Annotated in this window: 13 protein-coding genes; 4 read left to right on the top strand and 9 right to left on the bottom strand. The window is 64.4% G+C overall.

The genetic code is table 11. From position 1 onward, the window contains the following. The first annotated feature begins 5 nt into the window (after positions 1-5). Entirely contained in the window at positions 6-974 is a 969-nt protein-coding gene (locus tag A5645_RS05755) for an NADPH:quinone oxidoreductase family protein (RefSeq protein WP_065034681.1), read from the top strand. A 14-nt stretch (positions 975-988) separates the two neighbouring features. Here A5645_RS05755 and A5645_RS05760 read toward each other — a convergent pair whose 3' ends face one another. The 6 genes from A5645_RS05760 to A5645_RS05785 form a co-directional block, all read right to left on the bottom strand. Further along, the gene (locus A5645_RS05760) at positions 989-2,851 is read right to left on the bottom strand and encodes a PE-PPE domain-containing protein (protein ID WP_065128947.1); all 1,863 of its coding nucleotides are present in this window, start codon (positions 2,849-2,851) and stop codon (positions 989-991) included. Between the two features lie 210 nt (positions 2,852-3,061). Continuing rightward, positions 3,062-4,738: a PE family protein gene (locus A5645_RS05765; protein ID WP_065128835.1), complete on the bottom strand. Its 1,677-nt coding sequence runs from the start codon at positions 4,736-4,738 to the stop codon at positions 3,062-3,064. An 88-nt stretch (positions 4,739-4,826) separates the two neighbouring features. Then, positions 4,827-6,482: a PE family protein gene (locus A5645_RS05770; RefSeq protein ID WP_065128837.1), complete on the bottom strand. Its 1,656-nt coding sequence runs from the start codon at positions 6,480-6,482 to the stop codon at positions 4,827-4,829. 168 nt (positions 6,483-6,650) lie between these two features. Further along, positions 6,651-8,291: a PE family protein gene (locus A5645_RS05775; protein WP_065128839.1), complete on the bottom strand. Its 1,641-nt coding sequence runs from the start codon at positions 8,289-8,291 to the stop codon at positions 6,651-6,653. A gap of 79 nt (positions 8,292-8,370) precedes the next feature. Beyond that, the gene (locus A5645_RS05780) at positions 8,371-9,201 is read right to left on the bottom strand and encodes a tyrosine-protein phosphatase (protein ID WP_065128841.1); all 831 of its coding nucleotides are present in this window, start codon (positions 9,199-9,201) and stop codon (positions 8,371-8,373) included. Further along, complete coding sequence (locus tag A5645_RS05785; RefSeq protein ID WP_065034709.1) at positions 9,194-10,414, bottom strand: acyl-CoA dehydrogenase family protein; 1,221 nt, start codon at positions 10,412-10,414, stop codon at positions 9,194-9,196. The genes A5645_RS05780 and A5645_RS05785 overlap by 8 nt, the downstream gene beginning before the upstream one ends. 118 nt (positions 10,415-10,532) lie before the next feature. Here A5645_RS05785 and A5645_RS05790 point away from each other — a divergent pair, with 118 nt between their 5' ends. Then, positions 10,533-10,985, top strand: a complete 453-nt coding sequence (locus A5645_RS05790) for a nuclear transport factor 2 family protein (RefSeq protein WP_065034675.1) — start codon at positions 10,533-10,535, stop codon at positions 10,983-10,985. Positions 10,986-10,988: 3 nt separating this feature from the next. Here the strand turns inward: A5645_RS05790 and A5645_RS27560 are convergent, their stop codons facing one another. Continuing rightward, positions 10,989-11,114 carry a hypothetical protein gene (locus A5645_RS27560; RefSeq protein ID WP_099051159.1) on the bottom strand — a complete coding sequence of 42 codons (126 nt, stop codon included), beginning with the start codon at positions 11,112-11,114 and terminating at the stop codon, positions 10,989-10,991. Between the two features lie 130 nt (positions 11,115-11,244). Between A5645_RS27560 and A5645_RS05795 the strand changes: the two genes are divergently transcribed. After that, positions 11,245-11,868, top strand: coding sequence for a TetR/AcrR family transcriptional regulator (locus A5645_RS05795; RefSeq protein WP_065034708.1), 624 nt, complete (start codon positions 11,245-11,247; stop codon positions 11,866-11,868). A 4-nt stretch (positions 11,869-11,872) separates the two neighbouring features. Here A5645_RS05795 and A5645_RS05800 read toward each other — a convergent pair whose 3' ends face one another. After that, positions 11,873-13,300: a PE family protein gene (locus A5645_RS05800; protein WP_065128843.1), complete on the bottom strand. Its 1,428-nt coding sequence runs from the start codon at positions 13,298-13,300 to the stop codon at positions 11,873-11,875. A 90-nt stretch (positions 13,301-13,390) separates the two neighbouring features. After that, complete coding sequence (locus A5645_RS05805) at positions 13,391-14,287, bottom strand: alpha/beta hydrolase (RefSeq protein WP_065128845.1); 897 nt, start codon at positions 14,285-14,287, stop codon at positions 13,391-13,393. An 84-nt stretch (positions 14,288-14,371) separates the two neighbouring features. Between A5645_RS05805 and A5645_RS05810 the strand changes: the two genes are divergently transcribed. Further along, positions 14,372-15,457 (top strand): NAD(P)H-dependent amine dehydrogenase family protein, encoded by a 1,086-nt coding sequence (locus tag A5645_RS05810; RefSeq protein ID WP_065128847.1) that lies wholly within the window; start codon positions 14,372-14,374, stop codon positions 15,455-15,457. Positions 15,458-15,468 lie beyond the last annotated feature (11 nt).

Genomic DNA, 15,468 nt, shown 5'->3' on the forward strand with positions numbered 1-15,468 from the left:
ATGTAATGAAAGCCTGTGTCGTTCAGAAGCTTTCCGGCCCGTCCGGCATGGTCTATACCGATATTGACGACGTACCCGATGGCGGTGGCAACATCGTCATCGAGGTACGCGCCGCGGGTGTCTGCTTTCCAGACCTGCTTCTGACCAAAGGCAAATACCAGCTCAAATTGTCCCCGCCGTTCGTGCCGGGCATGGAGACTGCCGGAGTGGTGCGGTCAGCGCCCCCGGAGTCGGGTTTCCGCGTGGGCGAACGGGTTTCGGCATTCGGTGTGCTCGGGTGCTACGCCGAGCGGGTCGCCGTACCCGTTTCGAACGTGATTCGCAGCCCGGCCGAGCTCGACGACGCGGAAGCCGTGTCGTTGTTGGTCAACTACAACACCATGTACTTCGCGCTGTCGCGTCGCGCGGTGATGCGTCCCGGCCAGACGGTGCTTGTCCTCGGCGCCGCCGGCGGGGTGGGCACGGCCGCCGTCCAGATCGCGAAGGCGATGGGCGCCAGTCAGGTGATCGGCGTCGTACACCGGGAAAGCGCAATGGATTACGTCGCGGCGCTCGGAGCTGACCACGTTCTGCACCTGGCCCGGGGCTGGGTCGAGAAGGTGCACGAGCACACCAACGGCCAAGGGGTGGACATCGTCGTCGATCCCGTCGGTGGCCGCGCCTTCGACGACGCCATCCGCGCCTTGGCGATTGACGGCAAGTTGCTGGTGATCGGGTTCGCAGCGGGAAGCATCCCGACGCTGACCGTCAACCAGCTGTTACTGCGCAATGTCGGCGTACTGGGTGTCGCCTGGGGTGAATACCTCAACAAGGTCCCGGGTTCGGCCGTGGAGTTCTCCGCGGGCCTCAACCAGCTGGTCGCACTCGGGCTCAAACCCCCACCACCACAACGTTATCCATTGTCCGAAGCCCGAGCCGCGCTGCAAACGCTGGACGACGGCGGGGTGCTCGGCAAAGTGGTGCTGGAGCCCTAGGCGAAGTCAAATCTTCAGTTCGCGGCGCCGGTGAGGTCACCGATCACCGAGGAGATCGTGTCGATCGTCACGATGGTCTGGAACCCGCCGGCCAGGGTCAACAACGCGACGTCGGCGGCGATTGGATTGCCGAATGCGTTGACGATCCCCATCGGGTCACCGTTGACGGCTTGCTGGACTCCGTCGAGGAAAAGGTTGAAGTTGTACGACGGGAGCGTGGTGGCGATCGTGTTCGCGATGTCGGCGGTGGGTAGCAGCAGGGCATAGCCGTCGGCCGCCGCGCTGGTAATTGCGGTGGTGACGTTGGTGTTTGCCGCCTTGATCGCGTCGAAGATGCCATCGACGGAGAAGCCGGTGACGGGTGGCAATGCGAACGGAAGGCCGCCTCCGCCTCCGCCACCGCCGCCGCCGCTCGGCAGCAGGTCGGTCAGCGACGGCAGTGACGTCGGAACCATGGCGCTGATGTCACCGACAAAGGCACCCCAGCCCTGGTTAGCGAGGGCGATCTGATCGCCGACGAAGTTATCCGGGATCGGCGGGAGCAACCCGAATGGGGTGTGCACGTCCGCATAGCCGGTCGAGTAGCCGAGGTGCGGGTCACCGTACCCCCAGTTCACCAGGTAGGTCAGGTTCGGTTCGACCAAGTCCGCAAATGCGTTGCCGAACACCGGAATTGCGCGCAGCGGCTGCACCAGCGGCAGACCGTCGTAGGTGATCAGGAAGTAGCGGTCCAGGCCGTTGTTGCCGGGTGAGACGGGCAGCTGGATGGCGTTGTAACCGGGAGCAAGTGTGCCGTCCGGCCGGATGATGCTCGGATAGTCGCCGTGCACCGATTGGATACCCAGGAACGCATTCAGGTCGGCCAGGAAGTTGATCGGATACTTCGGGAACTGGGTGTAACCGTCGTACTGCAGCGAGAAGGTGTCGACCGGGTAACCCGAACCTGAGGGTGTCGGTCCGAAGAAATTCAGGCCGAGAGCCGGCATGTTCAGCCCCGGGAAGCGGGACAACAGGCCGCCGTTGGGTGCCATCGGGTTGCCCAGCAGGGTGAAGCTCAGTGGCGTGGCCGGATCGAACGGTATGCCAAGCGCCATCAAGTTGCGCAACTCCATCGAGGACAGGATTGCGCTCTGCGAATAACCCAGCACGGAAACGCTTGTGCCGTGGGATATCAAGCCCTCGGTGGGCCCGAACAGCGCGTTGTGCAGCATTTGAGTGCCCAGTTGGACCGACTGGGTAAGCGGTAGGTCCTTGATCTGGGTGAGCGGGTACAAGCCCTCGGGGGTGTTGAGAGGCAGCGACGGCGCCATTCCCGTCAAGAACTGAATCCAGGGTCGCACGCTGGCCATGTAAGGCAGCGAGGGGATCGGCGTGCCGCTGCCGGTCATGATCAACACCGATTCGAACGTGGTGTTTGTCAGGCCCGGCGGCGGACCTACCGGCAGGGTGACCGGAGTGCCGGGGCCCACCGAGTTCACTGCGGGGGCGAAGAAGGATTGGATTGGCGCCAGCAGCGGTTGCAGCGGCGCGAGCACCGGTGCCAGCAGCGCCTCTATCGGCGAAGCGGCGGCAAGGGCGCCCCCTACGGCGGCCGCGTTGAGGAATTCAGCGTCGGCATAGGCGATGCCGGCCGACGCCAGTGCCCGCTGGAACTGTTCGTGGAACAGCGTCGCCTGACCGATCACCTCCTGGTATTCCAGACCGAACGCACCGAACAGCTGGGCGGCTGCCTCCGACACCTCATCAGCCGCGGCGGCCGCCAGCCCGGTGGTTTGGCCGGCGACGGCCGCGTTCACCTCGCTGAGCGAGGCCTGCAAGCCCGCCAGGTTCTCGGCGGCAGCGGTCAAGAGTTGCGGTTGCGTCGTCAAATAGGACATGCGGAATCCCTTCACGGCCAATGTGTTTCGCAGCGACCGGAGCCCACACCGCTACGGCGTCGCGGAGCTGGCGCGTTCAGCCATTCGGGGAGTCCGGCACCTGTGAGCCTAGAACGGTCCGGCCGTTAGGTGGTGAAAATCGCGTGGATAGCTGCCCTAAATTTCTGTGAATTCGCTGGGGGCACCTCGGGTGTCCGGTATGCGAATTATTTAGGCGAAGAGACCCTGGATGTCCTTGACGTTGTTGCTCAGCGCCGCCAATATGGTGAGCCCTTCGACCCCGCCGGCGATCGTGGCCAAGCCGATGTCGGCCGCGATCGGATAGCCGAACGCGTTGATCAGGTTGCCCTGCGCGAGTTGCTCGACGAAGAGCTGAGCGTTGTACAGCGGCATTGCCGTCACGAAAGAAAGGCCGATGTCGGCCGTGGGCAGCAGCACGGCGTAGTCGTCCGAGATGATCGACGCGACCGTGTTGACTAGCTTCTCCGGCGACGGGAGCTTCAACGCGGCCGTCATCAGGTCGCCCGTGCTCGGCGGTGTGAACGAAGGCAGCGTCACCGGATTCGCGGCAAGGAGCTGCACGTCGCGGGTGAAGTCGTGGATGCCCTGCTGCGTCCCGGCGACCAACGCCTCGGCGATGACGTGTGGCGGCACCTCCGGGAACAGCCCGAACGGGGTGGGCACGTCGGCGTAGCTTGTCGAGTAGCCGTGGTACGGGTCGCCGTAGCCCAGGTTCACCAGCACCTTCAGGTCCGGTTGGATCAGGTTCGCCAACGGATTGCCGATCACGGGCACCGCCCGCAGCGGCGCGAGCAGCGGCAGGTTCTCGGTGGGAATCACGTAGTAGCTGGTGTTCCCGGTGTATCCAGGAGATGTCGGCAGCTGCACGGCGCTGTCGACGTGGGCCATCGTGAGGTCGAAATAGGTGGGGTGCACGAAGACGATGCCGGCCAGTGCGTTGAGGTCGGCCAGGAAGTTGATGGGGTACCGGGGGAAGTCCGCGAAGCCGTCGTATTCCAACGTGTAGTTGGCCACGTGGTAAGGGGTGTTCGAAGGCGTAGCGCCGTAGAAGTCCAGCCCCAGCGCGGCGAGATTGAGACCCGGGAACCGCGACAGCATGCCGCCGTTGGGGTTCATCTCGTTGCCGGTCAGCACGAAGTTGAGCATGCTCGGGTCCGGCGGATTGGCACCGAAGATTGACGTGCCCGCCATCAGGTTTCGCATCTCAAGGGACGCGATGATCGCGCTCTGCGAGATACCGAAGACGGTGACCGGCTTGTTGAGCGTGACGATCTGCTCGTAGAGCGTGTTGTCCAAGATCGTCAAGCCCTCTTGCACCGACGCGTTCAGGGTCAAGCTCCGTACGCCCGTCAGCGGGTACAACTGTTCTGGCGTGACGAGCGGGAATGAGACGGTTGGGTTTTGGGCGTCGGGGCGGATGTAGAGGTTGAGAGCGCCGTTGATCAGTTTTGCGGTCGGGATCGGAACTCCGGTGCCGCCCATGATGATCGACACCGGATTGGGCGGGAAAGGCGGCAATGCGGCCGCGGTCGGCGCGAAGGTCTGCCCGGGCGCGCCGCCCAGCAAGCCCTGCAAGCCGGTGGCGATGGCGGTCTCGGCGTTGGCATAGGCGGTGGCCGCCGCGGCCAGTGACAGCTGGAATTGGTTCTGGAAAGCCGAAATCTGTGTAAGCACGGCCTGGTACTCCTGGCCGTACGCACCAAAGGCATTCGCGATCGCCGCCGACACTTCGTCAGCGGCGGCCGCCAGCACAGCCGACGTCGGTGCCGCGGCCGCCGCGCTGGCGCTGGTGAGCGCTGAGCCGATCCCCTCGATGTTCGCGGCAGCCGTCGTTATGAAATCCGGCTCGGCAAGCAGAAACGACATGTATTTACGACCTTCCCGACAGGCAATGGTCGTCAGCGTAGAGGGATCTCGCGGTGCTGTCTGGCGTTTAGCCGCAGCGATACGAGGCTCAGGGAATGAGGGCCCGGATGTCGCTGATGTTTTGGGAGATCGCCTTCGAGATGACAAGGAACTGGACAATGCCGGCGATAGTGGCCAGTCCCACGTCCGCGGCGATCGGATAGCCGATCGCGTTGACGAGGTTGCCTTGCGCCAACTGTTCCACGAACAGCTGAGAGTCGTACAGCGGCAACGTGGTAGCGAATGCCATCGCGGTGTCGGCCGCCGGAAGCAGCACGGCGTAATCGGTGGAGATGACCGTGGCCGCGGTGTTGACGACCTTTTCGGGTGAGGGCAGCTGGCTCAGCTTCGCGAGGATGTCCATCGGTTGCGGCGGGGTGAACGTCGGGAACTGCGGCGGCTGGGCGGCCAGCGCCTGCAACTCGGTGTGGAAGTCGGTGATGCCCTGCTGTGTCCCCCTGGCGAACGCGTCGATGAGCGTGCCGGGACTGACCTCGGGGAACAACCCGAACGGGGTGTGCACATCGGCGTAGCCGGTCGAGTAACCCAGGTTCGGGTCGCCGTAACCCAGGTTGACGATGACTTCCAGGTTGGGCTCGATAAGCGCGGCCAGCGGGTTGCCGATCACCGGTATCGCCCGCAACGGGGTCAGCAGCGGCAGTTCCTCGGTGGGGATCATGTAGTACGTCGTATGGCCGGAGTAACCAGGAGACGTCGGCAACTGGATGGCACTGTCGACCTGCGCGGGAGTCAGATTCAGATATTTGGTGTGCACGGTGGCGATACCGAACACCGCGTTCAGGTCCGAGATGAAATTGATCGGGTAGCGCGGGAAACTGGCGAAGCCGTCGTACTCCTGTGTGTAGATCGCCACGTTGTACGGCGTGTTAGACGGTGTCGCGCCGTAGAAGTCCAGGCCAAGCGTTGGCAGCGTCAGGTTCGGGAACCGCGCGAGCATGCCGCCGTTGGGGTTCATCTCGTTCCCGACCAGGATGAAGTTGAGATTCTCTGGCGGGATGGGAAAGCCCGCCGCCGCCAGCTGCTGCATGTACAGCGACGAGATGATGGCGCTCTGCGAGTAGCCGAACACGGTGACGGAATTCTGGGGTATGGCCAATTGGGACTGAACGTAATTTCCGAGAATTGTCAAGCCTTCGGAAACCGACTGATTCAGTGTCAAGCTTTTGACGCCGGTGATCGGATACAACTCTTCCGGCGTGTACAGGATCTGCTGGAGACCGGTCGCATGCACATAAAGTTCATTGGCCAGCGTCGCGTATGCGGGCGGCGGTATGGGCACACCGGTCGGGCCAATGAATACCGAGGTTTTAAGGGCATCGAACGGCGGATTGCTCAGCGGCGACGCCGGGGGCAGTGCCGCCGGGGCGGCGGCCACTCCCAGGGCTCCGGTCAGGGCCGCGGCCGCTGCGTTCTCGGTTTGTACGTAGGCGTTCGCGGCCGCGGTCAGCGTCTGCTGGAACTGACCGGCGTACGCCTCGACCTGGCCGACCACAGCCTGGAATTGCTGTCCGTGTGCGCCAAAGAGATTCGCGATCGCCGCCGATACCTCATCGGCGGCCGCCGCCAACAGCCCGGACGTCGGCGCGGCCGCGGCCGCGCTCGCCGCTCTGATCGTCGAACCGATGCTGTCGATGTCCGTAGCGATTGTCGTGATGATCTGCGGGTCCACCAACAGCTGCGTCATCGCCTACCCCCCGTACCCCCGGCCACCAGATTTACTGGTGGAAACAATTGGTCAGCGTAATGGCTTGTGGCCATTCATGTACAAGTTTTCACGCAAAAGAAAGTTATTGAATGAAGTCTAATAGAGAACCAGCGTACAAAATGGGACGTTTGTGCAGAAATCGGCTTTTCAAATAGCGAGACTCTGCAAATCCTGAACGATCTCAGCAGCGGCCTCGACGACAGCAATGAACTCGATCATGCCGCCCAGCGCCGCCAGTCCGGCAGTGGCGGCGAGTGGCAGTTCAATGGCATCCCGGAGATTTCCTTGCGCGAGTTGGCTGAAGAACAACGTCGCGTCATAGGCCGGCATGGTAGTTAGAAACGCCGTGCCCAGGTCAGCCGTCGGAAGCAGAACCGAGTAGCCGGTGGACACCACCGAAGCAAAGGTGTTGACGATGTTGGCCGGTGTGGCCGGGACGGTCGGCGGCGGCGGCCCCACGTACTGCTGGATCAGCGGGGGGAACGCGGGCGGGGTGATCACCGGCGGCGTGGTAAGTGCCGTCGGCGCGACAGCCAGGAAGTCGTTGATGCCCTGGTGGGTGCCGGCGACGAAAGCATTGGCGATCACGTCCGGTGGCACCTCGGGGAACAGCCCGAACGGTGTCGGCACGTTCGCCGGTGACGTTGAATAGCCGTAGTTCGGATCGCCGTAGCCGAGGTTGACGATCACCTTCAGATTCGGTTGGACAAGTGCCGCAATCGGTTCCCCGATGACGGGGATGGCTCGGACCGGGTCCAGCAGTGGCAGGTCCGGGTGCGGAATGATGTAGTACTCGTTGTTCGTCGGGCCCTGGGTCGGCAATTGAATGGCCGACTGCACCTGCGCCGGAGTGAGGTCGGCGTACGTCGTGTGCACGGTGAGAATGCCGAACACCGCGTTGATGTCGGACAGGATGTTGAGGGGATATCGCGGGAAGTCGGCGAACCCGTCGTATTCGAGTGTGTAGGTGGTGGTTTGGTACGGACCGTCCGGGGTGGCGCCGTAGAACGGCAGGCCGAGGGTCGTGATGTTCAGACCCGGTATGCGTGCGAGGATCCCGCCGTTGGGGTTCATCTCGTTGCCGGTCAGGATGAAGCTGAGCCGCGACGGGTCCGGCATATTCGGGCCAAGAGAGATGTAGTGCTCCATCAGCAGCGACGAGATGATGGCGCTCTGGGAGTAACCGAAAACCGTGACGTTGTTTCCGGCCGCGAGTTGCTCTCCGATGGCCGTATTGAGGATTTGCAGTCCTTCGGACACCGATGTCGCCAGCGGCAGCGACCTGACACCGGTGATCGGATACAGCTCTTCCGGAGTGAATAAGGCTTGGACGATCGCTCCGGGCGAGATCGGCTGTACGAAGAGACTGTTGACGGCGTTCAGGTAGGTGGCTCCCGGTATCGGGGTGCCGGTGCCGCCCATGATGATTGCGGTGGTGGCGTTAGTCGGTGCGCCCACGGTCGGTGTGGTCAGACCGGCCGTGACGCTTTGCACCAATTGGGCGGTGTTGATCGCTTCGGCGTTGGCGTAGTACTCCACCGCTGCGGTCAGCCGCTGAACAATCCCGGCATAGAGAGCGCCGAATTGCGCGTTGACCGTTTGGAACTCCTGGCCGAAGCTTTGGAACAGGCCGGCGATGGCCGACGACACCTCGTCGGCTGCGGCGGTCGCAATGGCGCTCGTTGGCGCTGCCGCGATCGCGGTCGCCTCCCCGAGCGCCGACCCGATCCCCGCCAACTCAGTTGCCGCAGCAGCCAACGCGGGCGGCTGCGCGAGCACGTACGACATCTGACCCCTCCCGGTACCGGTCGAGGGTAAAGCGATTCCGCCTCGCTGTCCGGGCTTTGACCCGAGCTCATAGACTCCCTCAGCCGAGCAGCGCGCTCCGCAGCTTCGACAGGTCGGCCTCGGTGAGTCCGGCAGCACGCAGGTAGCTGTCCAGCGAGCCGAAGGACTCGTCGATCGTCTGCCATGCCGCCCAGAGGTATTCGGCGCGAACGCCGAGCACCCCGTCCGAGAGCCGCGCCTTGGTGAAGGTCTCCACCTCCGGAGTCAGCTCGACATCCGAGCGCTGCTGGATCATCTCGGTGATCCGGGTGCGCAGCTGCGGCACGGCGGCATTGCTGCGCAGATAGTCGGCGACGATCGCGTCACGGTCCACGCCCACCGCTTCCAACACCGTCGCGACCACAAACCCGGTGCGGTCCTTGCCCGCGAAGCAATGGGTGAGTACCGGCCGCCCGTCGGCCAGCAGGGTGAACACCCGGTGCACTGCGCGCTGGGCGCCGTTGCGTGTCGGGAATTCGCGGTACTCCTCGGTCATGTAACGCACCGCGTTGGCTTCGATGGCTTCATCGGATTCGTCGGAATCGCCGTTGGTGAGCAGGCGCTTGAACGCGGATTCGTGTGGTGCCTCGTCGGTTTCGTCGGCCTGGTCATCGGCAAGATCGGGAAACGGCAGCAGATGCACGTCGACCCCGTCGGGAACCCGGCCCGGACCGCGCCGGTTGACCTCGCGGGTGGAGCGCAGGTCGGCGACGTCGCTGATGCCCAGCCGGCGCAGGGTCTCCCGGCCTTGATCGTCCAGGCCGCTGAGCTCGCTGGAGCGGAACAGCCGGCCCGGCCTGATCCCGGTGGTGGCATCCGCTACGTCGCGAAAGTTCCACGCGCCGGGGAGATCTCGCAAGCCGTCAGCCATGGTTGGTGACCGCCGCGGCCAGCGCGGACTGTTCGCGTCCCAACTCGGTGCGGGCGATGGTGCGCATGTGGACCTCGTCGGGCCCGTCGAAGATCCGCATGGCGCGGTGCCAGCCGTACAGCCGGGCCAGGGGTGTGTCGTCGCAGACGCCGGCCGCGCCGTGCACCTGGATGGCCCGGTCGATCACGTCGCACGCCACCTGCGGGGCCACCGCCTTGATCTGCGACACCAGCAGATGCGCGGCCTTGTTGCCGTGCTGGTCGATGGTCCACGCCGCCTTCTCGCAGAGCAGCCTGGCCTGGTCGATTTCGTTGCGGGACTTGGCAATTGCATGCTGGACCAAGCCCTGATCGGCCAGCGGCCGGCCGAACGCGATCCGGTTGTTGGCGCGGTTGACCATCAGCGCCAGCGCCCGCTCGGCCCCGCCGAGGGCCCGCATGCAGTGGTGGATGCGTCCCGGGCCGAGCCGGGCCTGTGCGATCGCGAAGCCGGCCCCCTCTTGGCCGAGCAGGTTGGTGGCGGGCACCCGGACGTTGTCGTAGATGATTTCACAGTGACCGTGCTGGTCCTGCCAGCCGAACACGCCGGTCGAGCGGACCACCGTCACGCCGGGGGTGTCCATCGGCACCAGCACCATCGACTGCTGCTGATGGCTGGCCGCCTCGGGATTGGTGCGGCCCATCACGATCAGGATCTTGCAGCGCGGGTCCGCCGCGCCCGATGTCCACCACTTACGGCCGTTGATCACGTAGTCGGCGCCGTCGCGCACGATCGAGGTCTCGATGTTGCGGGCGTCGCTGCTGGCCACCGCGGGCTCGGTCATCGAGAACGCGCTGCGGATGTCGCCGTTCAACAACGGTTCCAGCCAGTCCTTGCGTTGCTGCTCGGTGGCGAACAGGTGCAGCGTCTCCATGTTGCCGGTGTCGGGCGCCGCGCAGTTGAGCGCTTCCGGTGCGATCTCGAGGCTCCAACCGGTCAGCTCGGCCAGCGGTGCGTATTCGAGATTCGTCAGACCCGACTCGGCCGGCAGGAACAGGTTCCACAGGCCACGCTCTTTGGCCTTGGCCTTGAGGTCCTCGATCACCGGCGGCGCCGTGTGGTCGCCCGGGCCGGCCTCCTGGCGGTAGTTCTCGTACTCGGCTTCGGCCGGGAAGACGTGGTCCGTCATGAATTCCGTCAACCGCTTGTGATAGTCGCTGGCTTTGGCCGACATTGCGAAGTCCATCCCGCCACGATATGACAATGGCCACCAACCCCCGCGAGCAGACGCAGAATCGCATCTGAGAGCACTAATGGGTGTGATTCTGTGTCTGCTCGCGGTAGAAAGGTGCATGCCCGCCCCGTTTCCGCCGTTCACCCTCGAGACCGCTCTGCAGAAGGTGCAGGCCGCCGAGGACGCCTGGAACACCTGTGACCCCGAACGCGTGAGCCTGGCCTACACCGTCGACTCGGCGTGGCGTAACCGCGACGAGCACGTTGTCGGGCGAGAGGAGATCGTCGCGTTTCTGACCCGCAAGTGGCAGCGCGAGCTCGATTACTCGCTGCGCAAGGGCTTATGGAGTTTCCACGACAACCGCATCGCGGTGCGGTTTCAGTACGAGAGCCACGACCGCACCGGGCAGTGGTTCCGCAGTTATGGCAACGAACTATGGGAGTTCGATTCCGAAGGTTTGATGGCGCGGCGCGAAGCCAGCATCAACGACGTACCGATCACCGAATCGGATCGGCGAATCTTCGGTCCGCGCCCGGCGAGCGAGCACGGTGCGGACTTCCCGCTGTGGTGAGTTCTAGACAGGCGGGTAGGCCGGCGGCGGGTATCCGTTACCGGACTCCACACCGCGTAAACCCCAGGTGAGATAGCTGAAGAAGAACTCGATCTCGTCGCTTCCGTCGTAGTCAGGAACCGGGTCCATTACTCCACCTCTCCAAGCGACTGCGTTCTCCCCAGCGAGTCTAGTCCTATCCGCTGCAGTGCGACAGGCGCGGCGTTGCTTAAACTGTCCAACCAGTTGATTGATAACGCAGCGACGATAGTGAGTGCAGATGCCGTCCGGAAATGGCCTTTCGCGCCGTGAGGAGTTGCTGGCTGTCGCCACCAAGCTGTTTGCCGCCCGCGGCTATCACGGCACTCGGATGGACGATGTCGCCGACGTGATCGGACTGAACAAGGCGACGGTATATCACTATTACGCCAGTAAGGCGCTGATCCTGTTCGATATCTACCGCCAGGCCGCCGAGGGCACCCTGGCCGCCGTGCACGACGACCCGTCCTGGACGGCCCGCGAGGCGCTGTACCAGTACACCGTGCGGTTGCTGACCGGGATCGCCGGCAACCCCGAACGCGCCGCCGTCTACTTCCAGGAACAGCCCTACATCACCGAGTGGTTCACTTCCGAACAGGTCGCCGAGGTGCGCGAGAAGGAGGCCCAGGTCTATGAGCACGTGCACGGGCTCATCGACCGTGGCATCGCCAGCGGCGAGTTCTACGAGTGCGACTCGCACGTGGTCGCGCTCGGCTACATCGGGATGACGCTGGGCAGTTACCGCTGGCTGCGGCCGAGCGGCCGGCGCACGGCCAAAGAAATCGCGGCGGAATTCAGCACCGCGCTGTTGCGCGGTTTGATTCGCGACGAGGAGATCCGCACCACCGCGCCGCTGGGTCCGTGACCGGTTAGTTGAAGATCGGCGGGATGATGTGCAGCACGTCGCCGAGTGTCCCGCTGAGCAGGGACAGCGCCGTCACCGGAGGCTGGCTCAGGGCGGGGCCGAAGTAGAGGTTCAGACCCGGGTTGACCATCGGAACCCACGGGTAGGCGTCCGGGAAGTACTCCGGTCCCCAGAGTCCGGCCTGAACGCCGATCTCGACGGCCGCGCCGTATGGCGCCTGCAGCAGTCCCTGGCCCATGTAGTAGGCGAAGTTGAACGGGTTCGGGATATTGATCAGCCCGGCGGGTGTGGGCAGATCCGCGTAACCGTCGGAATAGCCGAGGTCGATCATGACCCGTAACGGTGGCTGCAGCAGGTCGGCGATCACCGGTCCGGCGTAGGGGATGTCGCGGATCGGCTGCAGTATCGGCAGGTTCTGGGTCAGGAACATGTAGTACTCGGTGTTGCCCGTGTATCCCGGTGAGGTCGGCAGCTGTACCGCGGTGGTGGACAGCAGGTCCGGGTAATTGCTGTGCACGTAGAAGTAGCCCATCAGCGCGTTGATGTCGGCCAGGATGTTGGTCGGGTACTGCGGTACGTGCGCGATGCCGTCGTACTGCGCGGTGTAGAAGTAGGTCTCGTACGGGCTGTTCGCCGGCGTGGCGCCGTTGAAGAGCACGTCCAGACCGGGGATGTAGAAGCCTGGGAAACGCGACAGCAGACCGCCGTTGGGGTTGTTGCCGGCCGCGGCCAGGATGAAAGCCACGTCGTTCGCGTGCTGCCCACCGGCGGCGATCATGTTGACGATCTGGTTGTGGACGATCGATGCGCTCTGCGAGTAGCCGAAAACGGCGATCTTCTGGGTAGCGACGAGCGAATTGATCTCGGCGTTCAATAGGGCCACACCCCTGGCCACGGATTGCGTGTACGTCATCGTGCCAAGGTCGGGGGTTATCGGCCAGAACTGCTCCGGAGTGAAGAAGCCGAGCGGCGTGCCGCTATTGAAGATCGGCCGGATGTAGTTCTTGTTGATGTCCGCCACGTACCTGGCCAAGGGGAGCGGGTTGCCGGTGCCGCCCATGATGATCGCGGTGTCGATGTTCAATGCCGCCGCTGGCGCCGCCAATGTCGTGGCGGTCCCGCCGCCGGCGAACGTGTTCAGCAGGGCGCCGTTGAATGCTTCGGCCTGCGTGTAAGCGCGCGCCGCTTCGGACAGCGCCCGGTTGAACTCGCTCTGGAACAGCGCTGCCTGCCGGACAACGGTCTGATACTCGTCGCCAAAAGCGTTGAAAAAGCCCGCGATCGCCGCCGACACCTCATCGCCGGCCGCCGCCAGCAGGCCCGACGTCCGGCCGGCCGCGGCGGCATTGGCGGCGTGGATCGCCGCCGCGATCTGGTCGACATCCGTGGCCGCCGCCGCGAGCGACTCAGGGACTGTTAGCAAATAGGACATGGCCCCCGTCCTTCAATACCCGCAACCGCGGGTAGTAGATATGAGAGCAAGAGTAAAGCGGGTCCGTGGGGAAATCCGGCGTTTCGGCCGTTAAACGCCTGCGTTCTGCAGATGCCGGTGGAAGAAGGCGATCTGGTCGGTGACGACCCGCTCGAAGGCGTCGCCGACGTAGATGTCGAAGTGCCCCTCGGGATAGGTCTTGATTTCGCCGCGTGGAGCCTTGGCGGCGTGGCGCAGGGTCGGGCCTGACGGCGCGACCGAATCGGTCTCGCAAACGCAGAACAGAATCGGGCAGCCGATCTTCGCGGCGCTACGGCCGGGACGGTAGATCAGCACCTTCAGGCCGATGCGGGCGGCGACCTCGTTGGGCAGTTGGACACCGTCGGGCACGAGATTCAGATATCCGCTGTACGCGTCGGGCGCGGTCATCAACGCGACCTCACCTGGGCGGCCGGCCGTCGGGATCATCACCGGTGGCTTGCCCAACCGGCTGGCGATGACGTCGCGAATCCCCAATGCCGTGATGCGGGCCGCGGTCGCGGGGTTGATCGCACCTATGGATGCGAAGCCGTCGGTGAACGGGCACTGCGCCACCGCGGCGGCGATGCCCGGCAGCCGTGCCGCCGAGGCGATCACGTGTCCACCACCAAAAGAACTACCCCACAGGGCGATTCGGTTGGAATCCACTCGCGGCTGGGTCCGGGCGAAGTTGACGGCCGCCGCCCAGTCGGCCAGCTGCATGTCGATGTCGAGCAGCTGCCGCGGCTGCCCCTCGCTGTCACCGAAGTTGCGATAGTCGAACACCAGGCAGGCATAGCCGGCCGCGCTGAACCGCTCGGCATAGGCGTCCAACCGCATCGTGCGCACCGCGCCCAGACCGTGCGCCATCACGATCAGGGGGACGACGGCGTCGCCGGCGGGCCGGTACAGCCAGGCGCTGATCCGGTCGGTGCCGGAGGTGAACCACACGTCTTCGCGCTCAGGCATGACGCAACGATAGTGCCGCTTTATCGCCGACGAAATTATGGACTAGTGTCTAGAAAAATCGCAGCGTCGGGATGGAGGACACTCATGGCGATTCGCGTCGCCCACGTCGGCACCGGAAATGTCGGTGGGCTCGCTCTCGCCGCACTCATCACCAACCCGCAGTTCGAACTCACCGGCGTCTGCGTCTCCACGCCGGAAAAGGTGGGTAGAGACGCCGGCGAACTCTGCGGGGTCGGACTGGACCAGCCGGTTCAGACCGGCGTGAACGCCGTTAACGACCTGGACGAGCTACTGGCCGCCAAGCCCGACTGTGTCGTCTATTGCGCGATGGGCGATACCCGGCTACCGGATGCGATGGCCGACGTGATGCGCATCCTGGCGGCCGGCATCAACGTCGTGGGCTCGGCGCCCGGCCTCCTGCAGTATCCGTGGGGTGTGATGCCCGACAAGTACATCGGCCGGGTGGAAGCCGCTGCGCAGCAGGGTAATTCAAGTATTTTCATCACCGGTGTCGACCCCGGGTTCATCAACGACCTGTTGCCGTTCGCGCTTGCGGGAACCTGCCAGCGTATAGAGCAGGTGCGCTGCATGGAGATTCACGACTACGCGAGTTACGACGGCGCGGAGGTCATGCACTATATGGGCTTCGCGCGGCCGCTGGACGAGGTGCCGATGCTGCTGCAACCTGGCGTGCTCAGCATCGCCTGGGGGACGGCGATCCGGCAGCTCGCCGCCGGTCTGGGTATCGAGGTCGATGAGATCACCGAGTCGTATCGGCGCGAACCGGCGCCAGAGGACTTCGACATCGCGGTCGGACACGTGGCCAAAGGCACGCTGGCCGCACTGCAATTCGAGATTCGCGGCATGGTCAACGGACGCCCGGCCATCGTGATCGAGCACATCACCCGGCTACGGCCGGACCTGCAGCCGGACTGGCCGCAGCCCGCAGCGGGGGGCGGCTCGTATCGCATCGAGATCACCGGTGAGCCGTCGTACGCGGTGGATATCGTGCCCAGCAGCCGCAAGGGCGACCACAACCACGCCGCGATCGTCGGCGCCGCGGGACGGATCGTCAATTCAATCCCGGCGGTCATCGCGGCCCCGCCCGGAATCCGGTCCACTCTCGACTTACCACTGATCAGCGGCAAGGGTCTGGTCACACCGAACTAAACGGAAAGGAG

The sequence above is a fragment of the Mycobacterium asiaticum genome (assembly GCF_001673635.1).
Taxonomy (GTDB): Bacteria; Actinomycetota; Actinomycetes; order Mycobacteriales; family Mycobacteriaceae; genus Mycobacterium; species Mycobacterium asiaticum_C.